The sequence below is a fragment of the Sphingomonas sp. KRR8 genome (assembly GCF_023559245.1).
Taxonomy (GTDB): Bacteria; Pseudomonadota; Alphaproteobacteria; order Sphingomonadales; family Sphingomonadaceae; genus Sphingomicrobium.
The window spans coordinates 348,136-372,651 of sequence record NZ_CP097462.1; the positions used below are offsets into that span (position 1 = coordinate 348,136).

Annotated in this window: 25 protein-coding genes; 14 read left to right on the plus strand and 11 right to left on the minus strand. The window is 65.7% G+C overall.

Going from position 1 to position 24,516, the window contains the following annotated elements; genetic code table 11:
* The first annotated feature begins 17 nt into the window (after positions 1–17).
* Positions 18–635: a superoxide dismutase family protein gene (locus M8312_RS01770; RefSeq protein WP_250118678.1), complete on the plus strand. Its 618-nt coding sequence runs from the start codon at positions 18–20 to the stop codon at positions 633–635.
* 70 nt (positions 636–705) lie between these two features.
* Here M8312_RS01770 and M8312_RS01775 read toward each other — a convergent pair whose 3' ends face one another.
* From M8312_RS01775 to M8312_RS01795, 5 genes are all read right to left on the minus strand, one after another.
* Complete coding sequence (locus M8312_RS01775) at positions 706–1,278, minus strand: hypothetical protein (protein ID WP_250118679.1); 573 nt, start codon at positions 1,276–1,278, stop codon at positions 706–708.
* A 102-nt stretch (positions 1,279–1,380) separates the two neighbouring features.
* Positions 1,381–1,719, minus strand: a complete 339-nt coding sequence (locus M8312_RS01780; RefSeq protein WP_250118680.1) for a hypothetical protein — start codon at positions 1,717–1,719, stop codon at positions 1,381–1,383.
* Positions 1,720–1,800: 81 nt separating this feature from the next.
* Positions 1,801–2,658 carry a dienelactone hydrolase family protein gene (locus tag M8312_RS01785; protein WP_250118681.1) on the minus strand — a complete coding sequence of 286 codons (858 nt, stop codon included), beginning with the start codon at positions 2,656–2,658 and terminating at the stop codon, positions 1,801–1,803.
* A 118-nt stretch (positions 2,659–2,776) separates the two neighbouring features.
* A complete protein-coding gene (locus tag M8312_RS01790) occupies positions 2,777–3,403 on the minus strand; it encodes a glutathione S-transferase family protein (RefSeq protein WP_250118682.1) in 627 nt (208 codons plus the stop codon).
* An 87-nt stretch (positions 3,404–3,490) separates the two neighbouring features.
* Positions 3,491–5,227 carry a M28 family metallopeptidase gene (locus M8312_RS01795; protein WP_250118683.1) on the minus strand — a complete coding sequence of 579 codons (1,737 nt, stop codon included), beginning with the start codon at positions 5,225–5,227 and terminating at the stop codon, positions 3,491–3,493.
* Positions 5,228–5,427: 200 nt separating this feature from the next.
* Here M8312_RS01795 and M8312_RS01800 point away from each other — a divergent pair, with 200 nt between their 5' ends.
* Both M8312_RS01800 and M8312_RS01805 read left to right on the plus strand, forming a co-directional pair.
* Complete coding sequence (locus tag M8312_RS01800; RefSeq protein ID WP_250118684.1) at positions 5,428–7,341, plus strand: potassium transporter Kup; 1,914 nt, start codon at positions 5,428–5,430, stop codon at positions 7,339–7,341.
* 59 nt (positions 7,342–7,400) lie between these two features.
* Positions 7,401–7,886, plus strand: coding sequence for a hypothetical protein (locus M8312_RS01805; RefSeq protein WP_250118685.1), 486 nt, complete (start codon positions 7,401–7,403; stop codon positions 7,884–7,886).
* Positions 7,887–7,910: 24 nt separating this feature from the next.
* Here M8312_RS01805 and M8312_RS01810 read toward each other — a convergent pair whose 3' ends face one another.
* Positions 7,911–9,959 carry a S9 family peptidase gene (locus M8312_RS01810; protein ID WP_250118686.1) on the minus strand — a complete coding sequence of 683 codons (2,049 nt, stop codon included), beginning with the start codon at positions 9,957–9,959 and terminating at the stop codon, positions 7,911–7,913.
* A gap of 122 nt (positions 9,960–10,081) precedes the next feature.
* Here M8312_RS01810 and M8312_RS01815 point away from each other — a divergent pair, with 122 nt between their 5' ends.
* Genes M8312_RS01815 through M8312_RS01825 form a run of 3 tightly spaced genes read left to right on the plus strand, consistent with a single transcriptional unit; the run spans position 10,082 to position 11,874 of the window.
* Positions 10,082–10,948, plus strand: a complete 867-nt coding sequence (locus M8312_RS01815) for an ATP-grasp fold amidoligase family protein (protein WP_250118687.1) — start codon at positions 10,082–10,084, stop codon at positions 10,946–10,948.
* Positions 10,949–11,003: 55 nt separating this feature from the next.
* Positions 11,004–11,342, plus strand: a complete 339-nt coding sequence (locus M8312_RS01820) for an ArsR/SmtB family transcription factor (protein ID WP_250118688.1) — start codon at positions 11,004–11,006, stop codon at positions 11,340–11,342.
* Positions 11,335–11,874, plus strand: coding sequence for an SRPBCC family protein (locus M8312_RS01825; RefSeq protein ID WP_250118689.1), 540 nt, complete (start codon positions 11,335–11,337; stop codon positions 11,872–11,874). Before M8312_RS01820 ends, M8312_RS01825 begins: the two co-directional genes overlap by 8 nt.
* A gap of 88 nt (positions 11,875–11,962) precedes the next feature.
* Here M8312_RS01825 and clpA read toward each other — a convergent pair whose 3' ends face one another.
* Both clpA and M8312_RS01835 read right to left on the minus strand, forming a co-directional pair.
* Positions 11,963–14,380 (minus strand): ATP-dependent Clp protease ATP-binding subunit ClpA, encoded by a 2,418-nt coding sequence (clpA, locus tag M8312_RS01830; RefSeq protein WP_250118690.1) that lies wholly within the window; start codon positions 14,378–14,380, stop codon positions 11,963–11,965.
* 104 nt (positions 14,381–14,484) lie between these two features.
* Entirely contained in the window at positions 14,485–14,679 is a 195-nt protein-coding gene (locus M8312_RS01835; protein WP_250118691.1) for a DUF1192 domain-containing protein, read from the minus strand.
* 46 nt (positions 14,680–14,725) lie between these two features.
* On the opposite strand from M8312_RS01835, the gene M8312_RS01840 reads away from it, so the two are divergent.
* Positions 14,726–15,730, plus strand: coding sequence for an NAD(P)H-quinone oxidoreductase (locus tag M8312_RS01840; protein ID WP_250118692.1), 1,005 nt, complete (start codon positions 14,726–14,728; stop codon positions 15,728–15,730).
* A 157-nt stretch (positions 15,731–15,887) separates the two neighbouring features.
* Positions 15,888–17,990 (plus strand): TonB-dependent receptor, encoded by a 2,103-nt coding sequence (locus M8312_RS01845; RefSeq protein WP_250118693.1) that lies wholly within the window; start codon positions 15,888–15,890, stop codon positions 17,988–17,990.
* Positions 17,991–18,044: 54 nt separating this feature from the next.
* Here M8312_RS01845 and M8312_RS01850 read toward each other — a convergent pair whose 3' ends face one another.
* Together M8312_RS01850 and M8312_RS01855 are read right to left on the minus strand one after the other, a co-directional pair.
* Positions 18,045–18,470, minus strand: a complete 426-nt coding sequence (locus M8312_RS01850; protein ID WP_250118694.1) for an RES family NAD+ phosphorylase — start codon at positions 18,468–18,470, stop codon at positions 18,045–18,047.
* A complete protein-coding gene (locus tag M8312_RS01855) occupies positions 18,467–18,955 on the minus strand; it encodes an Xre family toxin-antitoxin system antitoxin (RefSeq protein WP_250118695.1) in 489 nt (162 codons plus the stop codon). The genes M8312_RS01850 and M8312_RS01855 overlap by 4 nt, the downstream gene beginning before the upstream one ends.
* An 89-nt stretch (positions 18,956–19,044) precedes the next feature.
* Here M8312_RS01855 and M8312_RS01860 point away from each other — a divergent pair, with 89 nt between their 5' ends.
* The 6 genes from M8312_RS01860 (at position 19,045) to queA (ending at position 23,298) form a co-directional block, all read left to right on the plus strand.
* Positions 19,045–19,737, plus strand: coding sequence for a DUF1013 domain-containing protein (locus tag M8312_RS01860; protein ID WP_250118696.1), 693 nt, complete (start codon positions 19,045–19,047; stop codon positions 19,735–19,737).
* 71 nt (positions 19,738–19,808) lie between these two features.
* On the plus strand, positions 19,809–20,048 hold the full coding sequence (locus M8312_RS01865; RefSeq protein WP_250118697.1) for an exodeoxyribonuclease VII small subunit: 240 nt from the start codon (positions 19,809–19,811) through the stop codon (positions 20,046–20,048).
* Complete coding sequence (locus M8312_RS01870; RefSeq protein WP_250118698.1) at positions 20,008–20,952, plus strand: polyprenyl synthetase family protein; 945 nt, start codon at positions 20,008–20,010, stop codon at positions 20,950–20,952. Before M8312_RS01865 ends, M8312_RS01870 begins: the two co-directional genes overlap by 41 nt.
* 3 nt (positions 20,953–20,955) lie before the next feature.
* Positions 20,956–21,462, plus strand: a complete 507-nt coding sequence (gene coaD, locus M8312_RS01875; protein ID WP_250118699.1) for a pantetheine-phosphate adenylyltransferase — start codon at positions 20,956–20,958, stop codon at positions 21,460–21,462.
* Positions 21,459–22,247 carry a peptidylprolyl isomerase gene (locus M8312_RS01880; RefSeq protein ID WP_250118700.1) on the plus strand — a complete coding sequence of 263 codons (789 nt, stop codon included), beginning with the start codon at positions 21,459–21,461 and terminating at the stop codon, positions 22,245–22,247. The genes coaD and M8312_RS01880 overlap by 4 nt, the downstream gene beginning before the upstream one ends.
* Before the next feature lie 19 nt (positions 22,248–22,266).
* Positions 22,267–23,298 (plus strand): tRNA preQ1(34) S-adenosylmethionine ribosyltransferase-isomerase QueA, encoded by a 1,032-nt coding sequence (gene queA / locus M8312_RS01885; protein WP_250118701.1) that lies wholly within the window; start codon positions 22,267–22,269, stop codon positions 23,296–23,298.
* Here the strand turns inward: queA and M8312_RS01890 are convergent.
* Positions 23,281–24,513, minus strand: coding sequence for a glycosyltransferase (locus tag M8312_RS01890; RefSeq protein ID WP_250118702.1), 1,233 nt, complete (start codon positions 24,511–24,513; stop codon positions 23,281–23,283). The two genes, queA and M8312_RS01890, sit on opposite strands and share 18 nt — an antisense overlap.
* Positions 24,514–24,516: the final 3 nt, after the last annotated feature.

A 24,516-nucleotide genomic window follows, 5' to 3' on the forward strand; every position in this document is an offset into this window, starting at 1 on the left:
GCAACAGGAGGACGGTAATGCGAGTTTTATTGGTGACAACCGTGATGTGCGGCGCGGCCATCCTTGGTGCGTGCAAGGCGCAGACCAACAAGGATGCGAATGACGTTCTCAACATGGAGAATGACGCCCAGCCGGTGCCGGTGAACGGCGGCGCTGACACGTTCGGCACCAGCACCACGGGAGCGGCCGCGGTCCAGTCGTCTCCGTTGCGCACCGCTGATGGCAAAGATGTCGGCAACGTGTCGGTGCGGGAGGAGAATGGCGGCGTGATCCTGACCGTCTCGGCCATGAACATGAAGCCGGGCAAGTATGGCATGCACATCCACGCCGTCGGCAAGTGCGAGGGTCCAAAGTTCGAAAGCGCGGGCGGTCACTGGAACCCGGACAACAAGCAGCACGGGACCCAGAACCCCAAGGGCTCACATGCGGGCGATTTGCCGAACCTCGACATCGGTCCGGCGGGGTCGGGTGGGACGACGATCAAGCTTCAGGCCGCACTTCGTTCGGGCATGACCCCGATCATCGACAAGGACGGGGCCGCGCTGATCATCCATGCCGGTCCGGATGACATGAAGACCGACCCGAGCGGTAACAGCGGTGACCGCGTTGCCTGCGCGGTCATCGGCGGCGCCTGACCCTAACCCCACGCAAGGACGGGTCCGGCGCCGAGGCGCGGACCCGTCCGATGCGGCGTGATGCCGGTTCTTAGTAGCCGAGTGTCCGGCGCGGCTGGATGCGGTTCACCCGCAGGTTGGTGACCGCGCCGTTGTAATTGACGTCGCAGCGGAAGCTCAGGTCGCTCATCGCATTGGCCTGGTTGTAGCCGCCGCCGAACGGCAGGCCGCTGCTCATCAGACCATTCACCTTGACGCCCCAGTTGCGGCGCTCGACGCGCGTGACGGCGGTGACCCGGGCATTGACCTGGTAGGACGGGTTGTAATTCCAGCGCTGGCCATACTGATTGTAGGCGTAGGCGTTATTCCGATAGCTGTTGCCGAACTGGGCCTGCGCCGCGCTGACGCAGCGAGCGATCGCCTGCCGGTCATTCACCGCATAACGGTTGCCGGTGATCTGGTTGATGATCCCGTCAGTAACCGGGTTGCCGGTGCCGTAGCCGGGCTGGGGATAGCCATAGCCGGGCTGCGGGTAGCTGGGCTGGTAGTTCGGCTGCGGGTAGCTGGGCTGGGGATAGTTGGGCTGCGGGTAATATTGAGCCGCGGCGGGAGCCGCGATGGCGCCGAAAGCGCCAACGGCGGCGAGGGTGGGGAGAAGTTTCATCACTAACCTCTTCGTTGCCCACGCCGGGCATGTGCCGGGGGACTTCGGAGGTGAAACGATCCATCTCCGGGCAAGATGCATGAACAGGAGATAACGCCTAGCCTAGCGGTTGACTCCAAGCCGGCCGACGCCGTCAGTAACCGCGGCGCGACGGGTGCGGCGGTCGTAGGCGCAGAGCTTCACATCCACCACGGACTGGCGATTATAGCCTTCGACGATCCTCAGTTCGATTGGAACGCGGTCGTTGAAGCTCGCCTTGTCGGCGACGACCTTGCCGCGGGCGAGGCCGGCGGCGGCCAGGCAGGCGCGGTCGACCTGCCGGTTCATCTGCGCCCAGGCCTGCGGAGTGGAAGCGCTGGCGGCGGTGGCGAGGCCGGCAACGGCGGCAGCGACGATGGCGAGGCCGGCGACGGCGGCAGCGACGATGGCGAGACGGTTCATGGCAAGCACCCTTCAAGCTCTAACGAACAAGCGAGCCTTACATGACTCGTCCGTTCGGGGGCAGGGGGTCGGCCGGCCGTATCAGCCCAGATGCTTCTTGAAGAACTCGAGTGTGAGGTTCCACGCCATGTCGGCGGCAGGCTTATTGTAGCGTTCGGCGGACGTGTCGTTGTTGAAGGCGTGGTTGACACCCGGGTAGGTAAAGGTCTCGACCGACTTGTGCGCGGCCCGGAGGGCGGCCACCCACGGCTTGCCGGTTGCGTTCACGCGGTCGTCCAGCCCGGCATAATGAAGAAGGAGCGGCGCCTGGACCTTGGCAGCCTCGCTCGGGTTAGGGGCAGGACCGTAGTAAGCGACGCCCGCGCTCAGGTCGGCGCCGGCTGCGATCGCGAGCCGGTTCACATAAGCGCCTCCCCAGCAGAAGCCGACCACGCCCACCTTGCCACCGCGGCTGGTCGCCTTGAGGGTCTTGAGCATCGCCACGCCGGCGGCGGTCGCCTTGGCGAGGTCGAGCTTGCCGATCAGGTCGCGGGCCTGGTCTTCGTTGGCCGGGGTGCCGCCGGCCGGGGTGAGCAGGTCGGGCGCGACGGCGCGATAGCCGGCGAGCGCGAGGCGGCGCGCGACGTCCCGGATATGGTCGTTGAGACCGCGATTCTCATGGATGACCAGCACGGTCGCCTTGAGTGACCGGCTGCGTGGCTCTGCGAAGTAGGCCTTGTACCCGTCGATCATGCGGGTGGCCGTGGTCAGGCGCTTGTCGTCGGCTGGGACCACGGCAGCCGCAGCGGGGCTGGCGGCAATACCGGCGATCAGCGCCTCGGCGGCAGCGGCACTGCCGGCCAGTGCCACCATCCTGGTCATGAAGTCGCGGCGCGGCATGCCTTCATGGGTAAAGCGATCGTAGAGTGCGATGGCCTGTTGGCGGATGTCGTCGGTCATGAGTCCTCCGATAGCAGCATCCGCCCGTCCCGAGCGGAGGTCCGAAAGACCGTACTCGAACCGCGCGGCGGGCGGAACGTCAATCAATTGCTCCGCCCCACTCCTCGCGGTGAGCCCGTCAGGCGCTGGCCTTCATCTCCTCGGCCGCTTGCTCGTCGCGCTGCTTGGCGCGGCCATACGCCTCGCGGCCGGTGCAGCGGGCGACATAGGATTGGAACGCCGGGCGGGGCTCTAGCATGCCGAACATCATCATGAAGCCGAGCTGCGACGACAGGTAAAGATCGGCGGCGCTGAACTTGCCGCCGGTCACATAGTCGCGCCCGTCCAGGAAGTTGGCGGCCGTGTCGATGGTGAGGTCGAAATTGCCATAGCCGAACATCCGCTGTCGTTCGGTGGTGGGCTCGAACCCTGCTGCCTTGTTGGAAAAGGCGTGCTCGATCGGACCGGCGGCGAAGAACAGCCAGCGGTAATACTCCGCGCGGTCGGTCGTGTCCGGTGCGAGGCCGGCCTGCGGGAAGGCATCCGCCAGATAGGCGCAGATGGCGGCGACCTCCGTCACAACCTTGCCCTTGTGCTGGATGGCCGGAATCTTGCCCATCGGATTGATGGCGAGATATTCCGGGCCCTTGAGGGTGGTCGCATAGTCAAGCAGCCGGGTCTCATAGGGTTCGCCGACCTCCTCTAGCATCCAACGGATGATCTGCCCGCGGGATTGCGGGTTGGTATAAAAGATGAGGTCGGCCATGCGCGTGTCCCCCCTGTGAGAACGAAGCAAGAACGATAGCGCAGATGCCTCGGCTGCTCAAGCAGCAGCCGGGGCATCTGGTGACGCTTAGCCGCGCTCCCCGGGCTTGCTTGCCGGCTGCACCTGCGGCTGCGGCTGCGAGGTCATCGGCATTGCAGCACCTCCGCGGTCCGCGGCGCTCTGGTCGCGGGTGGCGCGGAACTCGCTATCCTGGCTCCAGTTCGGCCAGACATCACTGTTGGCGAGGCGCAGGCCGACGGCGTGCAGCAGCGTCGCATCCTCGACCATGCCACTGTAATCCCAGTCGGGCTGAACCTCGTCGGCCGGCTGGTGATAGCGGTTTGTAATATATTCCTTGCCGATCGCCTCGGCCCTGGCGACGCCGCCGTTCACGAGGTCGCCGCCGCTCTCATAGCTGACGGCTGGCACGCCGACCTTGGCCATGGAGAAGTGGTCGGAGCGGTAGAAGCCGCCGCTTTCCGGATGGGCGTCAGGAGTGAAAACGCGGTTCTGCTTGCGCGCTTCGTCAGTGAGGATGTCGAGCAGCTCGAGCCGGGCGGTGCCGCTGATCGAGAAGTCGCGCGCACGGCCGTGCACGCCCATGGAATCGGTGTTGAGCATGCCGACGGTCTTGCCCAGCGGGTAAATCGGGTTGCGGGCGTAATATTCAGAGCCGAGCAGGCCCTTCTCCTCTGCAGTGACGGCCAGGAACACGATCGAGCGATCCGGGCGAGGACCGCGGGCGAAAGCGCGAGCCTGCTCAATCAGCTGGGAGATGCCCGTCGCATTGTCGATGGCGCCATTATAGATGGTGTCACCGCGCGCGTCGGGACGGCCGATGCCGAGGTGATCCCAGTGCGCCGAGTAGATCACCGTCTCGTCGGGACGACGCTTGCCTGGCAGCAGGCCGACAACGTTTTGCGAGGTGATCACCTGGGTCTGCGCGTTGGCGGTGGCGCTGAGCGTCGCCTTGAGGTCGACCGGCTGGAAGTCCGGCCGGCGCGCGGCCGCCTTCATCTGGGTGAAGTCGAGGCCGGCGGCGCGGAACAGCTTCTGCGCGGTGTCGAGCGTCACCCAGCTTTCGAACGGAGTGTGCGAGGCGGCGGGGTTTTGCCGGACGATGTCGAACATGGTGTTGGTGTTCGAGTTCTTGACCGTGTTCCAGCCGTAGGAAGCCGGCGCGGTTTCGTGGACGATGATGACGCCCGCCGCGCCGCGCTTGGCGGCTTCCTCATACTTGTAGGTCCAGCGGCCATAGTAGGTCATCGCCTTGCCGCCGAACTTGCCCGCGACCGGGTCACCCGCCGCAGCTTCGAAATCAGGGTCGTTGACGAGGACGACGATGATCTTGCCGCGCACGTCCTGGTTCTTGAAATCGTCCCAGCCGCGCTCCGGCGCCGAAACGCCGTAGCCGGCGAACACCAGCGGCGCATTGGTGATGCGGATTTGGGTGGCGCCGTTCATCGGCGAGCGAAGAGCGATGTCGGTGCCCTGCGCGAGTCGAAGTGCGCCGGTGGGCGTCTGCAGAGTCACCACCGGTTCGCCGACGAGGTCGGACTTGAGCAAGGGCACCGGCTGCGTCCAACTACGCTTGCCGTTCACCATGACACCGCCGGGCTGCAGGCCAGCCGCCTGGAACTGCTGCACGATATAATCGACCGTCTTGGTCTCGGCCCGCGTGGCAACGCCGCGCCCCTCAAAGGCGTCGGAACCGAGCGTCTGCACGTGCTGGGCGAAGCGCTGCGGGGTGAACATGCCGGTCTGGGCGGTGGCGGGAGCAATGAATGCGGTGGCGGCAAGCAGCAGGAAGGCGGGACGAATCACAGGCCAGGCTCCATCGTTAGTTTCGGTGAGGAATTGACGTCGGCGCGCCTCATGCGCCGCCCTGCCGCCGCTGAAAAGAGGGCAGTTCTCTTCGCACTTGCAACATAAGCGGGCCGTCACTATGTGCCTGCGCCGCAAGGCCGCCGCCCGACATGCGACGACGACCGTCAGCAGATGGCAGGAAAGGCAACGCCGCAGTGATGACCATTACCGCCGCCGCCGATGAGGGCGGCGAGCCCTTGTCCGAGGGCGATCACCCGCGAGCCTCGACGGGGTGGCTAACCCTTGGCGCCATCGGCATCGTGTTTGGCGACATCGGCACCTCACCCCTTTACGCCCTGAAGGAGAGCTTCATCGGGCACCACCCGATGCCGGTGGTCGAGAGCCGGGTGATGGGCGTGATCAGCATCATCTTCTGGACCATGATGATCGTCGTGACGCTCAAATACGTCACGATCATGATGCGCGCTGACAACAAGGGCGAGGGCGGCAGCCTGTCCTTGCTGGCCCTGCTGTCGCGCACCGGCAGCGCGGGCAAGTGGACCGGCGGGCTGACGATGCTCGGCGTGTTCGCCACCGCTTTGTTCTTCGGCGACGCGATGATCACCCCGGCGGTGTCGATCCTCTCGGCGGTCGAGGGCGTCAGTACGATCGACGCCGGTTTCACCCCGTTCGCCGTCCCGCTCGCAGTGGTGATCATCATCGCCCTGTTCTGGGGGCAGAAGCATGGCACGCATCGGGTCGGCAGCCTGTTCGGCCCGATCATGCTGTTCTACTTCCTGGTGCTGACCGTGCTGGGCGTGCAGTCGATCCTAGCCAGTCCGGCGATCCTCCAGAGCCTTTCGCCGCTGTACGGATTTCGCTTCATCGCCCACGATCCGCTGTTCGCCTTCTTTGCGCTGGGCTCGATCGTGCTGGCGGTGACCGGCGCGGAAGCGCTCTACGCGGACATGGGGCACTTCGGTGCCAAGCCGATCCGGCTGGCCTGGCTGGCGCTCGCCTTTCCGGCATTGATGATCAACTATCTGGGGCAGGGGGCGCTGCTGCTGCGCACGCCGCAGGCGATCGCCAATCCGTTCTACATGCTGGCCGGCCCACAATGGCGGCTCGGCCTCATCCTGCTGGCCGTGGTGGCGACCGTGATCGCCAGCCAGGCCGTGATCACGGGCGCCTTCAGCGTGGTTCGGCAGGCGGTCCAGCTCGGCCTTTTCCCGCGCATTCTCATCCGCCACACCAGCGCCAAGGCGGAAGGCCAGATCTACATCCCGCTGGTCAACTGGTCGCTGTGCGTGATGGTGCTCGTGCTGGTGCTGTTGTTCCGCAACAGCTCCAACCTGGCGTCCGCTTATGGCATTGCGGTGACTGGCACCATGTTCATCACCACGGTCATGCTGGCGGTGCTGCTGTGGCGCTACTGGAACTGGCCGAAGTGGGTGTCCGTCCCGCTGATCGCATTGCTGGGGACGGTGGACCTGACCTACTTCGCGTCGAACCTGACCAAGTTCTTCGACGGGGGCTGGTTCCCGGTGCTGATCGCGCTGGCGGCTTTTGCGGTTCTGACTACCTGGTCGCGTGGCCGCCGGCTGGTTCAGGAGCAACTGGACAGCGCGGCCATGCCGGTGGAGCTGTTCGTCAAGTCGGTCAGCAAGGGCGTGCACCGGATTCCCGGGACCGCCATCTACCTGACCTCGTCCGCCAGCGGCATTCCGCCGGCACTGCTGCACAATCTGAAGCACAATCAGGTGCTGCACGAGACGGTGCTGCTGACGACCATTCGCATCAAGGACGTGCCCTTCGTCCCTGACGAGAAGCGCGTCGACGTGCAGGGGCTTGGGTGCGGCCTCAAGCGGGTAACGCTGCGCTATGGTTTTTCGGACGACATCGACGTGCCGTCGTCGCTCGCACTGGCCAAGAGCCAGGTCGGCGTTTGCAAGCCAATGACCACCAGCTACTTCCTATCGCGGCAGACGGTCGTGCCCAGCAACAAGCCGGGCATGGCGATGTGGCGCGAGCGGCTGTTCGGCTGGATGGTCCGCAATTCGGCGACGGCGATGGATTTCTTCAAGCTGCCCCCGAACCGGGTGGTCGAACTGGGCAGCCAGGTCACCATCTAGTTCACTTGACGAGCGGTTGGCCTGCTGTATTGTCGTAGCAATACAGCTGGAGGAAGCTCATGCGCCTTTCACTTCTGATCCCTGGTCTGTCGCTGGTGATGGTGGCGGGCTGTCATGCCCAGACCAAGAACCCCGCGGATGGGGACGAGAAGGTCAACATCCAGGGCGACGGGAATGGTTCGGTCTCGTTCGACCTGCCGTTCGCCAAGGGCCAGGTGAAGCTGCCTTCGGGCATGATGCACAACGCCAATTTCGATATCGACGGCGTGAAGCTGATGCCGGGCAGCAAGGTCACTGGCTTCAACGTCGACGCAGGCGGCGACAAGGACGCGACCGTCAACATGAAGTTCACGGCGCCCGGCAACCCCGGCGAGGTTCAGAAATACTTCCTCGATCAGTTCGCGGCCAAGGGCGTGACCGCCCGTGCGGACGGAAGCGGCCTGGCCGGCACCGGCAAAGATGGAGAGCAGTTCACCATCGGCCTGGCGCCGGGTGACGGTGGCACCGCCGGCACCATCGTCATCCACGACAAGAACAAGGGCTGAGCCGGCCCCGCCGGTGCGCTGGACTCAGCGCTTCCGGTAGCGATCGAACCAGGCGAGGATGGCGCTGGCCTTGGCTGCGGACTGGCTGGGCCGCGCGGTCAGGCCACCGTGGCTGGCGCCCGGAACCTTGACCAGCGTGGTCGGCACGCCGGCCAGCTTCAGCGCGGCATAGTATTGCTCGGCCTCGCTGACGGGGGTGCGGTAATCCTCGCTGCCGACCACCACCAGCGTCGGTGTCTTGACGTTGCCGACAAGGCTCAGCGGCGATCGCGCCCAATAGCCCTGCGGATCCTGCCACGGCAGCTTGCCCATCCAGTATTTGGCAAAGAAGGGCACGCCATCGGCAGTCAGCGCCATGCTGGTCCAGTTGATCACCGGCTTCTGCGCCGCCGCCGCGCGAAAGCGATTGGTCTTCCCGACCAGCCACGCGGTCAGCACGCCCCCACCCGAGCCGCCGGTGACGAAAAGGTTTTCCGGATCGGCGACGCCCTGCGCGATGGCTGCATCCACCGCCGCCATCAGGTCATCAGAGTCGGTCCCGGGATAGGTCTTCTCGATGCCGTCGGCGAAACGCTGGCCATAGCCGGTGGAGCCGCGCGGGTTGGTGTAGAGCACCGCGTAACCGGCGGCGGCGTAAAGCTGGTCGTCGGTGGAGAAGGTCGGGCCATAGCTGCTGTACGGTCCGCCGTGAATCTCCAGGATCATCGGCACGCGCGTGCCGGGCTGATAGGTCGGCGGAAGGACCAGCCAACTCGGCACCTGGCCGCCGTCGGGCGCCTTGGCCGTGAAGGCGCGCACTTCGCCGAGGCGCTTGGCGCCCAGCCACAGGTCGTTGAGGCGGGTCAGCCGGCGGGCGGAGCCACCGCGAGTCACGGAAACATCGGCCGGACTTTGCGTGTTGCCGCTGGTGAAGGCGACGCTGCCGTCGCGGGCGACCGACCAGCTGCCGCCTGCGTAGGGGCGGTCCAGCCCCGAACCGACCACCGATGAGGCGAGGGAGCTCACCCGCCCGTCCAAGCCGACGCGGGACACGCGATAGCTGCCGCCTTCCTCATAGCCGACCACCAGACTGTTGCCCGCCCAGTCGAGGCGATCGACGCTACGGTCGAGCCCGGGCGCGAGTTCGCGCACCCCGCTGCCGTCGCGGTTCATGACGTAGAGATGGTTCTGCTCGTACCCTTTGCCGCGATCATCATAGCCGATGAAGGCGATCAGCCGCCCATCGGGCGAAACGCGCGGGCTCTGGTCGGGGCCATTGCGGCGGGTCAGCGCGACCGGTGCGCCACCGTCGACGGGAAGGGAGTAGACCTCGCTGTCGACAGCGTTGATCTCCCAGTCCGGCTTCAAATTGGCGCTGAACAAGATGGTGCGGCCGTCCGGCGTCCAGCTGAGCGGCCCTTCATGGTCGAAGCTGCCGCTGGTCAGGCGGCGCGGCGCACCGCCGTCCGCGTCGACCAGGAAGATGTGGTCGAAGCCGGCTTGAAGGTATCCCGCGCCGTCAGCCCGGTACGTCACCTTGTCGATGACCTGCAGCGGGTTGGCCCATTGGGCGCCTTCCGGCTTGGGCGGGGCGGAGCCAAGCTTGGGCTCGTCTCCTGGAACCCGCATGACGTACGCGATGCGGCGGCCGTCGGGTGACCAGGCGATGTCGGACGGGCTGTCTGGCAGGCCGGTGACGCGAACGCTGTCTCCGCGATCCATCCAGCGGACGAACAGCTGCGGTGACCCTCCCTCGACCGCCGAGACATAGGCCAGGCGTTTGCCGTCTGGCGACCAGCGCGGGCTGCTCGGTCCGCCCGGACCGGTCACCAGCGGCCGCTGCTGCCCGGTTGCGACGTCGATCAGCCAGATAGACGGAGCCATGCGGTCCTTGAGCGGATCGGCCGTCATCCGGACGTAAGCGATCTGCCGCCCGTCGGGGCTGATCTGCGGGTCGGACGCCACCGAGAAGTTGAACAGGTCAGCGCCGGTGAGCACCGTGCTCGGCGCATCCTCGCCGCTCTGCGCCATGACGGGCGATAGCGGCGCGGTCGAGACCAGCAGTGCGCCAACGAACAGCTTCCAGTGATTCATGTGCTTCGCCTCCCCGAAGAGATGCGGAAAGAAGCACAGCAGGCGGCGGCTTGGCTAGAGCAGCGCTAGGTCTTTGGTCCGGGGAAGGAACGAATGGCTTCCACCCTTCGCTAAGGCGGGCAATGCCTGTCTTCTCCGCACCGCCGACGCCCGTCGGCTCAAGCCCGTTTCGAATTCAACTCACTTACTGGTGGCGCCATCGGCGGTTCGCACGGCTGGAGCGGCCGTTGCTGTTCACCGAGTGGGTGCAGCACCGCAAGCTGAACGACCGCGATCCGCGGCTGCCGCTGCTGGCGAACAAGGTCGCGGTGAAGCAGTGGGTGGCCGAGCGGCTCGGGGATGGCTGGGTGACCCCGACCCTGTGGCGCGGCACCGAGCTTCCTTCGGAGCCAGCGTGGGAATTCCCGTATGTCGTGAAAGCGCGGCACGGGTGCCAGCAGTCCTTGGTCATCCGGAATACCGCGGATCATGCTGGAGCCGTCCGACGGTCGCGCAAGTGGATGCGTGGGCACTATGGCGCGTGGCTCGACGAGTGGCTCTATGGCGAGATCGAGCCGGGGTTGCTGGTAGAGCCGTTCATCGGTGAAGGCGCCGAACTCCCCGTCGATTACAAGATCTTCGTATTCGGCGGCGAAGCTCACTTCGTGCAGGTCCACCTCGGCCGGGGGCAGGATCACCGCTGGATCGTCCTCGATCGGAATTGGCGTCGGGTATCGCGCGCCACCCAAGACCCTGACCCTCGTCGCCCGGCGTCGCTTGCGGCCATGCTTCGTGGGGCCGAAGCTCTGGGGGCCGGCTTTCCATTCGTTCGTGCCGACTTCTACGAGATTGCTGGTCGAGCGCGGTTCGGCGAAATGACCTTCTATCCCGGCAGCGGGCTTGAGCAGGTGCAGCCGCCGCGGCTTGACCTGCTGATGGGTCTGCTCTGGCGCGACGCGCTAGCCAGCGCTTCAGCCGTACCTTCGCTGGCGGAGGCCGACGCAGCGTAGCGTTGCTCAACCAAATGGTTGACTGTTAGCGCCAAGGCCCCTATCGCTCAACTATATGGTTGAACGACTCGATCTTACCTTCGCGGCATTGGGCGATCCGACGCGGCGGGGCATGCTGGCCCAACTCGCCACAGGCGAATGCTCGATAAGTGAATTGGCGGAGCCGCTGGCGATGAGCTTTGCCGGCGCTTCCAAGCATGTGAAGGTGCTGGAGGAGGCAGGTCTTGTGACGCGCCGCCGGGCCGGCCGCGCGCACGTCATCACCATCCAGGCCGAACCGCTAGCGGAGGCGGAACGCTGGTTGCGCCAATGGGAGCGCTTCTGGACGGACCGCCTCGACGCACTCGAGACCGCACTGAAACAGGACCGAAGCAAGGAGAAGCACTGTGGCTGAGACACTGATCGCACCGCGTATTTCGCGGATGGGTCCGGACACCATTCGTCTTGAACGGCTGCTCGACGCGTCGATCGAAACAGTGTGGCGCTACCTTACCGAGGCGGATCTGCGACGGACCTGGTTCATGGGCGGGACCGACGCTTCAGACCAAGGCGAGTTCGACCTGGTAATCGACCACGACAACCTGTCCGACGAGGTTGTGCCCTATCCGGAGAGCTATGCCGCGTCGAAGGGCAAGACGATGCGCGAAAAGGTCCTTCGGTTTGAGCCGCCTAACCTGCTCGAAACCACCTTTGGCGGCGGTGAGCAGGGGATCGTGACCTATGCGCTCCAAGCCAGGGGCGGTCAGACGCTGCTGACGCTGACGCACCGCGGAATTACCAGTCCGACCGGGCCTCAGAACTTTGGAAGTGGCTGGACTTCACACCTGGAGATGCTGGCGCATCGCGTGGCGGGAACTGGAGTTGCGAACTTCTGGACGTTGCATGCGCAATCGCAGGAAGAGGTAAGGGCCGCGCTCGCCAGCTAAACGCCGGAACGGCTAATCGTTTCATCATAACACAACGGCTCCGCACCCTTGGGTACGGAGCCGCATGTTTGGGGCCTGATTCCGCCGCTTACTCGGCGGACGGGGCGTCCGGAGTGGCCGGCGTTTGCGGCTCATCCGACTGGTCGGGCGCATCCGGCTGCGGATCGGGAACGGCCTGCGCGCGCGCGGTCCGGCCCTTGCCCTTGGTCGGCTTGCCCTTTGCCGCCTTGGGCGCGGCAGGCGTGATCTCGAACGTCGGGGCATTGTCCTTGATCCGGATCTTCACCTCGCCACCGTTGACCAGCTTGCCGAACAACAGCTCCTCCGCCAGCGGCTGCTTGATCTTCTCTTGGACCAGGCGACCCATTGGCCGAGCGCCATAAAGCTTGTCGTAGCCGCGGGCTGTCAGCCATTCCCGCGCCTGCTCGTCGAGGTCGATATGCACGTTGCGGTCCGCCAGCTGCAGCTCCAGCTGGAGGATGAACTTGTCGACCACCCGCGCGACCACTGCCGGGGGCAGGTAGCCGAACGGCACCACCGCATCGAGGCGGTTGCGGAACTCGGGCGTGAACATCTTGCGGATCGCGTCTTCCTGCACGTCCTCGCGGCTCATGGCGCCAAAGCCGATGCTCTCGCGCGCCATGTCGGAAGCGCCGGCGTTGGTCGTCATGATCAGGATGGTGTTGCGGAAATCGACCGTCTTGCCGTGGTGATCGGTCAGCTTTCCGTTGTCCATGACCTGCAGCAGGATGTTGAACAGGTCGGGGTGCGCCTTCTCGATCTCGTCGAGCAACAGGACGCTGTGCGGCTGCTGGTCGACGGCGTCGGTCAGGAGGCCACCCTGGTCATAGCCGACATAGCCCGGAGGGGCGCCGATCAGCCGGCTGACCGAGTGCCGCTCCATATATTCCGACATATCGAACCGCTGCAGCGGAATGCCCATGATGGAGGCAAGCTGGCGTGCCACCTCCGTCTTGCCGACGCCGGTTGGCCCCGAGAAGAGGTAGTTGCCGATCGGCTTGTCGGGATCGCGCAGGCCCGCCCGGCTGAGCTTGATGGCGCTGGCCAGCTTCTCGATCGCCAGGTCCTGCCCAAACACGACGCGCTTCAAATCGCTCTCGAGGTTCTCGAGCGTCTTCTTGTCGTCGGTCGACACGCTCTTCGGAGGGATGCGGGCCATGGTCGCGACGACCTGCTCGATCTCCTTGGGCGTGATGACCTTCTTGCGCTTGCCAGGCGGCACCAGCATCTGCATCGCGCCGACCTCGTCGATCACGTCGATCGCCTTGTCCGGCAGCTTGCGGTCATGGATGTAGCGCGCCGACAGCTCCACCGCCGACTTGATCGCGTCGGGAGTGTAGCGGACGCCGTGGTGCCCCTCGAACGAAGAGCGCAGGCCCGCGATGATCTTGATCGTGTCCTCGACCGAAGGCTCGTTCACGTCGATCTTCTGGAAGCGCCGGAGCAGCGCCCGATCTTTCTCGAAGTGGTTGCGGAACTCCTTGTAGGTGGTCGAGCCAATGCAGCGGATCGCGCCGCTCGACAGCGCGGGCTTAAGGAGGTTGGATGCGTCCATCGCGCCGCCGCTGGTCGCGCCAGCGCCGATGACCGTGTGAATCTCGTCGATGAAGAGGACCGCGTGTGGCAGCTTCTCCAGCTCCGAGACAACGCTCTTCAGCCGCTCTTCGAAGTCGCCGCGGTACCGGGTACCCGCCAGCAGCGCGCCCATGTCGAGCGAGTAGATCACCGCTTCCTTGAGCACCTCGGGCACGTCGCCCTCGACGATCTTGCGGGCGAGGCCTTCCGCGATGGCGGTCTTGCCGACGCCGGGATCGCCCACATAGAGCGGGTTGTTCTTGGACCGGCGGCAGAGGATCTGGATGGTCCGGTCGACCTCGGCCATGCGGCCGATGAGCGGATCGACCTTGCCGAGCTTGGCCTTCTCGTTGAGGTCGACGGTGAACTGCTTGAGCGCGCTTTCCTTCTTGTCGCCCGCGCTCTTGGTTTCGGTCGGCTGCTCGCCGCCGCCGCCATTGCCGCCGGACGCCTGCGGCCCGTCGCTGGTCTCACCCTTGCCGACGCCATGGCTGATGTACGTGACCGCATCGAGGCGGCTCATGTCCTGCTGCTGCAGGAAATAGACGGCGTAGCTCTCCCGCTCGGAGAAGAGGGCGACCAGCACGTTGGCACCGGTGACCTCGTCCCGGCCGGACGACTGGACGTGAAGGATGGCGCGCTGGACCACCCGCTGAAAGCCGCTGGTCGGCGTCGGGTCGGTGCCGCTGTCGGCGACGAGGGCGCCAAGCTCTCCGTCGAGATACTGCTTCACGGTGGCTTTCAGCTCATCGCGGTTGACGCCGCACGCGGTCATCACCTTGGACGCGTGGGCGTCGTCGATCAGCGCCATCAGCAAGTGCTCGAGCGTCGCATATTCATGCCGCCGCCGGCTCGCCTCTCCCAAGGCGTTATGCAGGGTCTGTTCAAGCTCCCGGGCGAAACTGGGCATTGATTACTCCTTGCCAAAGGGCAGGAGGCCCCCCGGACTTATATTGTATGTCGTAAGGCGTGCAGCCCTCATCAAGGGCTTGAAAAGCGGTTCGGGTGTGGACCCTATCGCTTGAACAGCGCATCGGCTGCCGACCGGTGCTGGTCGACCCGGCTCATATGTGTTTCAACCCGCGCGATCTCCGCCCGAAGGGCTTCGATCCGCTCCGCCAGCTCATGCTGGCTAAACGGGTCGAGGTCCTGCCTGGCGAGGAGCAGCAGCGGATCGTCCGGCTTGGACGAGAAGAAATCGTCATCCATGACGGCAAGCGTTGACCCGGCCCGCCGCCCTGTCAATGAGTCGATCATGAGCAACGATCTTCCGGCCACGATGGTGGCGATCGAGATACAGCAGCCGGGTGGACCCGAGGCGCTGGTCCCCGCGATCCGGCCGCTGCCCCGTCCCGGCCCGGGCGAGGTGCTGGTCAAGGTGGCAGCGGCCGGAGTGAACCGGCCTGATGTGCTCCAGCGCCGAGGGGTCTATCCGCCGCCGCCGGGCGCGAGCGACCTGCCGGGGCTAGAGGTCGCGGGTGAAGTGGTCGCGGCTGGGGAGGGGGCGACCCACCTGATCGGCCAGCCGGTCTGCGCATTGGTCGCCGGCGGCGGCTATGCCGAATACGCGATCGCGCCGGCCGGGACCTGCCTGCCAGTTCCTCAAGGCCTCAGCATGGCCGAGGCGGCGGCGATCCCCGAGACACTATTCACCGTCTGGCATAATCTGTTCGAGCGCGGGGCTGCGGTCGAGGGCGAGTGGGCGCTGATCCATGGCGGTACCAGTGGCATCGGCACCATGGCGATCGCGCTCTGCCGGCTGTTCGGGGTCAAGGCGATCGTCACCTGCGGCAGCGATGACAAGTGTGCGCGGGCGCTCGAATTCGGCGCGGCGGCGGCGGTCAATTACAAGACGCAGGACTTCGTCGAGGAGGTGAAGCGCCTGACCGCCGGCAAGGGCGTCAGCGTCGTGCTCGACATGGTCGGCGGCGATTATCTGCCCCGCAACCTCCAGGCACTTGCCGAGGAAGGCCGCCATGTCTCCATTGCCACCCAGCGGGGAATGACGGCGGAGCTCAACATCGTGACGGTGATGCAGCGCCGCCTGCAGCTCACCGGCTCGACGCTGCGTCCGCGCACCCTGGCGTTCAAGAGTGGTCTCGCCGAGGAAATCCGCCGGGAGGTTTGGACGTTCGTCGAGACAGGGCAACTCCGCCCGGTCATGGACCGCACCTTCCCCCTGACCGAAGCGGCCGCTGCCCATGCGCGGATGGAGGCGGGGGAGCATGTCGGCAAGATCGTGCTGACGGTCGAGGGCTGAGTCGGATCAGCGGCACCCTGTTGTCGGCTTGTCGCGCAGGATAGCCGTTCGTCGAACGTGACCGCCCGCTGCCGAACGAACGTCGTCTTCGGTCGGCATCCGCTCGCTGCGCTCTCCCCTGACTGCCAAGGCCGGGCGGTCAGGGGAGTAGTTCAACATGCGGCTAGTGACCGTCTTCATTGCTGTCGCAGAGCTAGCCGCCGCGGCCGCTTCTTCCGGGGCGCAGGCACAGCAGCCGCCCGCGCGATCGAACAGGGTGATCGCCTATGAGCCGGCCTTCTTCGCACCCTATGCTCCTCGCACCGCGCTGGACGTGGTTTCCCGGGTGCCAGGCTTCACTCTTGAGACCGGCAATGCCGACGTGCGAGGATTTGCCGGGGCCGCCGGCAATGTCGTGATCAACGGATCAAGGCCGAGTTCGAAAGCAGAGGGTCTTCAGACAGTCCTGTCCCGGATTCCGGCGAGCAGCGTTGTCCGCGTGGAGGTTGGACCTGGCGACCTTTATGGCTCGGATTACTCCGCCAAGAGCCAGGTCCTCAACCTGATCCTGTCCGCGACCGGGGGGACGGAAGCAAACCTGACCCTCGGCGCCAAACGGCTCTACAGCGGCTATATCAACACCGATGCCAGCGGCTCTGTTCAGTGGAAGCGCGGGCCAAGCACGATCAACCTTTCAGCCGGAACCGGTCGCGACCGCCAGATTGAAGAAGGCCATGACTACATTGACGCGTTGCCATCCGGATCGCGGCTGGAGACTCGCCGCAAGGTCAACACCTACTTCACCAAGGACCCTTATCTGAGCGGCAGCTGGGCAATCGAGCGAGCACAGGATCGCGCATTTCGCCTCAACGTGCGCTGGCAACCAAGCACCTTCGACCTTGAGCAGAGAAACCGGGTGACGCCTGCCTTGGGCGCTCCGCACGATGACAGCCTCTACCAGCGATACCGTACTCCGGTCTTCGAGATCGGGGGAGACGTCACGCGGCCCCTGGCTGGCGGAGCAATCAAGCTGGTTGCGCTGGCGACCCGCCGCAAGCGGGACAATTTCGATGCCTACGTCGCCCGCAATGACGTGCTGGCAAACACTCCGAGTGTGGTGGGCGGCTTCGAGCAGCTTCAGAAGGCCAGCCTCGCCGAGACGCTGGCGAAGGTCAGCTGGACCCGCTCCAACCTCGCCGGCTTCTCGGTTGAACTTGGCGGCGAGGCGGCGCTCAACAAGCTCGATAACAGCACGCGCTTTGCGATCGTCGACGAGAACGGCCTCCGGGTGCCCATTCCGCTGCCTATTTCCGATGCACAAGTGGAGGAGAAGCGTGGTGAGTTGACCCTCAACGTCGGCAGGTATCTCGCACCGGCACTGCGGATCGACGGTGGTGTGGCGTATGAGTTCTCCCGGCTTCAGGTAATGGGAGATGCGGAAGCGCGGCGTTCGTTGCAGTTCCTCAAGCCGACGCTGAGTCTGGACTGGCGTCCGAAGGGTGGCTGGCACGCACGGGTGTCGGCTCGCAGGACCGTCGCGCAGCTCAATTTCTACGACTTCATCAGCGTGGCGGAGTTGAGCACCGATCGCGTGAACGCTGGCAATGCGAACCTGCTGCCGCAAAGGACGTGGGAGTTCAGGGGCACGCTTGAGAAGACCGTGCTAGGGGAAGGGCTGGTCAAGTTCGACGCCGGATACGACCGCGTCTCGAAGCTGCAGGACCTTATCCTCACCGCCGAAGGCTTCTCCGCGCCGGGTAACCTCGGCACTGGTACACGCAGCTTCATCGCCTTCGAGGTCGATGCGCCGCTGGGCAAGTTGGGACTGAAGGGGGTGCGCGTCCGCCTCAACGGGCAACTGCAACGCACCCGAGTGCTGGACCCCATCTCGGGCCAGGAGCGCCGATGGAGTGACTTTTTTCCGGCGTGGCAGTGGGGTGTCGAAGTCCGACGGGATGCCGGCCCATGGTCCTACGGAATGACGATCAATGACCGAGACCGGTTCACATTTTTCCGCGCGAACGAGGCCGACACGAACTTCAACAGTGGTGTCTATGGCACGGCGTTCGTTGAATGGCGGCCCGCGAAACGCACCTCCATCACGTTCGATGTCGATAACCTGTTCGACACCCGCGCCCAGCGTGAACGCCTGTTCTTCTTTCCCAATCGCAGCGCCGCGATGCCGTTCGTCCGCGAATTGAGGGTTCGCAATCGGCACGTCACGCTGGGGCTGACCATCAAGCAGACCTTTGGCCGGTCGACCTCTGCGCCAAAGAGCTGATGCCGCTGCTTTAGCCTTGGCGTGGAGTTGGAGGAGGACAGACTTCCGGCAGCGTCAGGGCAGCAGCCGATTGTCCCACTGCCATTGCTCGGCGCTGAGCAGCGTCAGCGCTGCGGCAGCGGGATGTGCCGGATTGATCAGCCAGTTACGGCTATGCGGGGCGACTGCGGCGGGGACGTTGGCAAGCGGGCTGGCCTGGGCGGTGAGCCAGCGATCACCCCAGGCGCGGCTCTCCTCGAGCGGCGGGAGCGGGTCGTCCCAGCGGGTCACGGGTAGCTGACCAGCCTCGATTTGCAGCAGTTGGTAGCCCAGTGGGAGTTCGACCCGGTCCTCGACCTGCGCGAGCACCTCTAGCAGTGCCAGTGCCACGGACTCGGAAGCATAGACGATCGGCTTGCCCTTGTTGTGCCAGCGGCCGCTTACATGAAGGCCCCCCGCGCCGCTAAGGTCAGCGAAGGCGGACACGCGCCACAGGATCAAGAATAAACACCATACTTCAGCTGAAGCAGGCGCTCCTCGACCCAGCGGCCGCCGGCCTCGGTGCGGAGCAGCGACAATGGGCTGCGGCCGTCGAACGAGGCCTTGGCGCCGGTGAGCCACTCACGGACGCGGGCGCGGTCGCCGAAGACCTCCATCGCCAGCTCCAGCGTGCGGATCAGCCGGGCGAGCCGTTCGCTTTCTTCCACGTTGAAGCGCTCGCCAATGTCGAGCCGGCGCTCGAGCGTGCGGCGCACCGCGATAACACCAGCGAGGCTGGCAAGGGTGAAGCCGTAATCCCGCATCACCACCCGCAGCATCTTGACGGGAAGCCCTGCCTCAACCGCGGCGAGGTGGCCCGATGGTTGGGCGCGGACGATGTCGTTCAACATGGTGGCTTCCGTCATATGGCGCATATGCACCCGCCACTTGTCATATTCAAGGGCAGCCTTGTCTCGCGCGGGCAACAGGCGTAAGCGCTCCACCATGGTGTGGCCGCTCCGTGAGGGGCGGCCCTTTTCATGTCTGGAGACTATTCGCGATGGCACAAGCGCCGACGCCGACGCCGACCCCGCTCATGCCGCACGCGACCGCCGCCTGGCTGGTCGACAACAGCGCGCTGACCTTCGAGCAGATCGCAGCCTTCTGCGGGCTCCACATCCTGGAGGTCCAGGCCATCGCCGACGACACGGCGGCGACCAAGTTGACCGGCCGCGACCCGATCCGCTCGGGCGAGCTGACCCATGAGGAGATCGAGAAGGGTCAGGCCGACCCCGACTATCGCCTTAGGATGCACAAGGCGCCGGACCCCGTCACCCGCACCAAGGGCCCGCGCTACACGCCGGTGTCCAAGCGCCAGGACAAGCCGGACGGGATCGCCTGGATCATCCGCAATCATCCGGAAGTGACCGACGGCGCGATTGGCAAGCTCATTGGCACGACGCGCACGACCATCGCCGCGATCCGCGATCGGAGCCACTGGAACATCGCCAATATCCAGCCGAAGGACCCGGTGACGCTCGGCCTGACCAGCCAGCGCGAGCTGGATGCAGCTGTTGCCAAGGCGCAGAAGGCCGCGGGCACCGAGCGGATCGACGACGGCCGGCTCGATACCGACCGCGCCGCGCTGATCGAGGAGCTGCGCGCCGAGCGCGAGCGCCACGCCCGCGAGGCGGACGCAGCCCTGATCGACGCCCAGCGTGACGAGCATGGGCTGGCCCCGGGCGAGATCATGCCGGGGATCGCCGACCCGTTCCGCAAGGCGGAGTAAGGTCGTCTGGCGCTTCGCTCCGGACGAGCGGACGCTTGATTCCTCTCGTCACCTAGGCCACGCCTCACGTTATGAACGCTGCCCCTGACACCCTGAGTTTCGAGGCCGCGCTGCAGCGGCTGGAGGAGATCGTCCGGGTGCTCGAACGCGGCGAGGCGCCGCTCGACCAGTCGATCGACCTCTACCAGGAAGGCGACCGGCTGAAGCGGCTGTGCGAGGAGCGGCTGAAGTCCGCCCAGGCGCGGATCGAGGCGATTGCCTTCGGTCCCGATGGGCAGCCCAGCGGGACGGTGCCGTTTGACGGGAGCTAAGGTGGCGCTGGCGGCCGACGCGGACCTGCTGAGCGAGGCGCAGCGCGTCTCGGGTGAAGTCGACCGCATCTTCGAGGCGGCGCTGGCCGACCGTTGCGATGGTCGTGACCGACTGTGCGGAGCAATGCGCCATGCGGCCATCGGCGGCGGCAAGCGGCTCCGTCCCCTGCTGACCGTCGCTGCTTCCCAGCTGTTCGCGATCGATGAGGCGCGGGCGCTGCGGGCGGGCGCTGCAGTTGAGGCGATCCACGTCTACAGCCTGATCCACGATGACCTCCCATGCATGGACGACGACGACCTGCGCCGGGGCAAGCCGACTGTTCACAAAGCCTATGACGAAGCGACGGCGGTGCTGGCCGGTGACTGCTTGCACGCCTTGGCGTTCGAGCTGCTGGCCGAACCGGCGACGCATGAGGATCCGTTCGTGCGCGCGGAACTGGTGCTGGAGCTGAGCCGCGCGTCGGGCCTGGACGGCATGGCCGGCGGGCAGATGATGGACCTGGCCGCTGAAGGGCAGGACCTCGACCTGGGCGCCATCACCCGGCTGCAGAGCCTGAAGACCGGCGCTCTGATCGAATATGCGGTTGAAGCAGCCGCGATCATGGCCCGCCTGACCCATGAGGCGCGGGTGCCGCTCAAGGGATATGCCCGAAATGTGGGGCTGGCCTTCCAGATTGCCGACGACCTGCTCGACCACGCCGGCGACGAGGCGGCCGCGGGTAAGCGGCTGCAGAAGGATGCGGATGCCGGCAAGGCGACGTTCGTTTCCCTGCTCGGCGAGGAACGGGCGCGGGCCCAGGCCAATCTGCTGGTGGAGCAGGCGATCGAGCACCTCCACGATCATGGCGAGCAAGCCGAACTGCTGCGCGCCATCGCCCGCTATGCTGTCGAGCGGGACCGCTAGGTGATGACCCAACGCGCTGCCGTTTATCCGGGGACCTTCGATCCGGTCACGCTGGGCCACCTCGACATCATCCAGCGCGGCAGCCGGCTGGTTGACCGGCTGGTGATCGGGGTGACGACCAATCCTTCCAAGGAACCCATGTTCACGCTGCCGGAGCGGATGGACATGGTCCGTCGGGAGACCGCCGATTTCCCCAACGTCAGCGTTGTCGAGTTCGACAGCCTGCTGATGAACTTCGCGGAAGAGCAGGGCGCGAGCATGATCCTGCGTGGTCTGCGCGCGGTCGCCGATTTCGAATATGAGTATCAGATGGCGGGGATGAACCAGCAGCTGAACGACCGAATTGAGACCGTCTTTCTGATGGCTGACGTGTCGCTGCAGCCGATCGCGTCAAGGCTGGTGAAAGAAATCGCCCGCTACGGGGGCGCCATCGACAAGTTTGTCACGCCCGCCGTTGCCGCCGATGTCGCGGCGCGGCTGGGTCACAAGGATTTGATTCGGGGAAAATGACGTTGCGCCCAATTCTGCTTGCCGCCGCCTGCGCGGCGATGATCGCCGGTTCAACTGTTGCTGCTCAGGAGGCGCCTGCGCCTGTGCCGGAAGCTTCGTCGCAGACCGCTCCGGCCCCGGCAACGGCCCCCGCCCAGGAGGCGCCTGCACCAGCGCCGGCGCCAGTGGCTCATGCGGTTGCAGCACCGGCGCCGCTGCCACCGGTCCGGGTCGTTTCCATCAATGCGCCGGCCGAGGTCACCGCGGACCCTTCCAACCTTCTGAACCTTGAACTGTCCAATGGCGGTCGGGTGGTCATTCAGATGCGTCCGGACGCCGCACCGCAGATGGTGGCGCGGGTCAAGACGCTGGTGAACCAGGGCTTCTACAACGGCCTGCTATTCCACCGGGTAATCCCCGGTTTCATGGCGCAGGGCGGCGATCCCAAGGGCGATGGCACCGGCGGATCGAACCTTCCCGACGTGCCCGCCGAGTTCAATTCCATCCCGCACCTGCGCGGCACCGTCGCCGCGGCCCGGGCCGAAGATCCGAACAGTGCCAACAGCCAGTTCTACATCATGTTCGGACCCAAGGGTTCGCTGAACAACAAGTATACGGTGTTCGGCCGGGTCGTTCAGGGCATGAGCTTCGTCGACCAGATCGCGCCGGGCGAGCCGCCGGCCGATCCGACGCGCATCGTTCGTGCGACCCTGGGCTCAACGGTGGCGGCCGAGGTGCCTGCGCCAGGTCGGCCCGGAACCACGGACCAGTTGGCGCCGAACCCGCCGGCACCGCCTAAGAAGTAACGTCTCGGCGAGGCGACCCGTGAAGGTCGACCTGTTCGATTTCGATCTGCCGGAAGAGCGGATCGCGCTTCGGCCAGCGCGTCCGCGCGACAGTGCGCGCCTGCTCGAGGTAACGCCTGCGGGTCTGGCCGATCACGTCGTTCGCGACCTGCCGAGCCTGCTGCGCGCGGGCGACCTACTGGTGTTCAACGATACCCGTGTCATTCCGGCGCAGTTGGAAGGTCGACGCGGCGAAGCGAGCATTGGCGCGACGTTGCACAAGCGCGAGGACCTGCGCGCCTGGTGGGCCTTCGTCCGCAACGCCAAGCGGGTGCGGGAAGGGGATACGGTGACTTTTGGCGGCGGCGTCGAGGCAGTCGCCGAGGCCAAGGGCGATGACGGTGCGATTCTCTTCCGGTTCAGCGGTGACGAACCCGTCGAGGTGCTGCTGCACCGCGCCGGGACCATGCCGCTGCCGCCCTACATCGCCTCCAAGCGGCCGATCGATAATGCCGACGCGGCCGATTACCAGACCATGTTCGCGGCGAAGGATGGCGCGGTGGCCGCGCCGACCGCGTCGCTGCACTTTACCCCTGAACTGATTGCGGCGCTCGATGCAGCGGGAGTGAAGCGCGAGACTCTGACCCTGCATGTGGGCGCCGGCACTTTCCTGCCGGTGAAGGTTGAAGACACCGCCGACCACAAGATGCACGCCGAATGGGGGCGGATCGACGTGGAGACTGCCGAGCACCTGAATGCCGCGAAGCAAGCCGGTGGACGGCTGATCGCGGTCGGCACGACGCCACTGCGGCTGTTGGAGAGCGCAACGGGCGAGGACGGAGTTGTTCGCCCGTTCGCCGGAGACACTGCCATATTCATCACGCCAGGCTATCGCTTTCGCGCAGTCGACGGCCTGATGACCAATTTCCATTTGCCTAAGTCGACTCTGTTCATGCTGGTTTCGGCGCTGATGGGCCTGGAGCGGATGCAGGCCGCCTATGCTCATGCGATCGCGGAAGGCTACCGCTTCTACAGCTACGGCGACTCAAGCCTGCTACTGCCGAACGGCTAGCCCAAGCGCTGTTTCGATGATGTCGGCGGCGCGACTGGTTCCACCCGCAGCCGCGATCTGCTGCGCGATGCCGTGGCATCGTACTCGCGTGTGATCGTCGGCAAGCAGACGACGGATCTGCGCGGAAAGGTCGCGGGTAGCGAGGCGCTCACCCAGACCATGATGCAGGACGCGGGCGAGATTGCCCTTCTGGTCGAAGGCGAAGGGCTGCACCAGCAAAGGCACTCCGCAGGCGAGGGCGTCCAGAATCGTGTTGCTGCCACCGTGCGTGATGCACAGGGCAGAGTGGCGGAGGACCGCACGGTAGGGAAGAAAGGCGTGGACGTGGTCCGCGCCGGTTTTCCTCTCCTGCGCCGGAGTGAGCAGGCCGCCATGCGCAATTGCGAGCTTTGCGCCAGCAGCGTGGACCGAGTCGGACAGCCTGCGCCAAAGCCTGACCCGGCCACCCTGCAAGGTACCGAAGGTGGCGAAGACCAGTGGACGGCTTGCATCCGGGTGGAAGGGCAGCACGCCGTGCTCGTCGACCGGGCGGCGGAGTGGACCGACGGCGTGGAAAGGCAAGGGGTCCGGCCGGGGAAAGTCGAAACCGCGCACCACTTGAGCAATCTGGATCGGGGCGAGGCAATCATGCGGTGTGCGCAGGGTCTGGCGGAAGCCTAGCCGCTTCGACCAGCGGATCAGCATCGCGCGTTGGCGCCAACTGAGCACCTCGCCGGTCTTTTCGGCGAATTGCGCGCGCTGCAGCCCGCGCGGGGAGGGGTCGAATGGCCAATCGAGAAAGGGAAGGGGTACCCCCGGCGCATGGTTGATCGGGAGGGCGCAGGCGATGCTGACCTGCGGCAATTGTGCGGCGCGGGCGAGCAGGCCGGCGGCGGGTTCCAGCTGATCGCCGATGATGACGTCGATCCCAAGCTCCCGCAGGAGCGCCGGTCCGCCCGCGCAGAGCTGACCGGTGAGCGCCGCGCTTTCGGATATGGTACGAAGAGTTCCGGTGAGCCCCGTCGGGCTTGTCGCGTGACGGAGCACCTCGGCGACCGACGGATCGTTCGGGCGAGCGGGCACGTGGGCCACAGGCAGCTCGGTGCCGGCCACCATGGCTCCGGCATTGAGGATGAAGGTCGCCCGGTGCTCCCGTCGCACCAGCTCTTCGCCGAGGGCGGCGAAGCTGTTCAGGTGGGCGGTGAAGGGCGGGCAGATCAGCCCGAAATGCGCCATGCC

Coding starts and splice junctions, on each gene's coding strand:
- M8312_RS01770 (WP_250118678.1), top strand. CDS start 18: ATGCGAGTTTTATTGGTGACAACCGTGATGTGCGGCGCGGCCATCCTT.
- M8312_RS01775 (WP_250118679.1), bottom strand. CDS start 1,278: ATGAAACTTCTCCCCACCCTCGCCGCCGTTGGCGCTTTCGGCGCCATC.
- M8312_RS01780 (WP_250118680.1), bottom strand. CDS start 1,719: ATGAACCGTCTCGCCATCGTCGCTGCCGCCGTCGCCGGCCTCGCCATC.
- M8312_RS01785 (WP_250118681.1), bottom strand. CDS start 2,658: ATGACCGACGACATCCGCCAACAGGCCATCGCACTCTACGATCGCTTT.
- M8312_RS01790 (WP_250118682.1), bottom strand. CDS start 3,403: ATGGCCGACCTCATCTTTTATACCAACCCGCAATCCCGCGGGCAGATC.
- M8312_RS01800 (WP_250118684.1), top strand. CDS start 5,428: ATGACCATTACCGCCGCCGCCGATGAGGGCGGCGAGCCCTTGTCCGAG.
- M8312_RS01805 (WP_250118685.1), top strand. CDS start 7,401: ATGCGCCTTTCACTTCTGATCCCTGGTCTGTCGCTGGTGATGGTGGCG.
- M8312_RS01810 (WP_250118686.1), bottom strand. CDS start 9,959: ATGAATCACTGGAAGCTGTTCGTTGGCGCACTGCTGGTCTCGACCGCG.
- M8312_RS01815 (WP_250118687.1), top strand. CDS start 10,082: ATGCCTGTCTTCTCCGCACCGCCGACGCCCGTCGGCTCAAGCCCGTTT.
- M8312_RS01820 (WP_250118688.1), top strand. CDS start 11,004: ATGGTTGAACGACTCGATCTTACCTTCGCGGCATTGGGCGATCCGACG.
- clpA (WP_250118690.1), bottom strand. CDS start 14,380: ATGCCCAGTTTCGCCCGGGAGCTTGAACAGACCCTGCATAACGCCTTG.
- M8312_RS01835 (WP_250118691.1), bottom strand. CDS start 14,679: ATGGATGACGATTTCTTCTCGTCCAAGCCGGACGATCCGCTGCTGCTC.
- M8312_RS01840 (WP_250118692.1), top strand. CDS start 14,726: ATGAGCAACGATCTTCCGGCCACGATGGTGGCGATCGAGATACAGCAG.
- M8312_RS01845 (WP_250118693.1), top strand. CDS start 15,888: ATGCGGCTAGTGACCGTCTTCATTGCTGTCGCAGAGCTAGCCGCCGCG.
- M8312_RS01855 (WP_250118695.1), bottom strand. CDS start 18,955: ATGGTGGAGCGCTTACGCCTGTTGCCCGCGCGAGACAAGGCTGCCCTT.
- M8312_RS01860 (WP_250118696.1), top strand. CDS start 19,045: ATGCCGCACGCGACCGCCGCCTGGCTGGTCGACAACAGCGCGCTGACC.
- M8312_RS01865 (WP_250118697.1), top strand. CDS start 19,809: ATGAACGCTGCCCCTGACACCCTGAGTTTCGAGGCCGCGCTGCAGCGG.
- M8312_RS01870 (WP_250118698.1), top strand. CDS start 20,008: ATGGGCAGCCCAGCGGGACGGTGCCGTTTGACGGGAGCTAAGGTGGCG.
- coaD (WP_250118699.1), top strand. CDS start 20,956: ATGACCCAACGCGCTGCCGTTTATCCGGGGACCTTCGATCCGGTCACG.
- M8312_RS01880 (WP_250118700.1), top strand. CDS start 21,459: ATGACGTTGCGCCCAATTCTGCTTGCCGCCGCCTGCGCGGCGATGATC.
- M8312_RS01890 (WP_250118702.1), bottom strand. CDS start 24,513: ATGGCGCATTTCGGGCTGATCTGCCCGCCCTTCACCGCCCACCTGAAC.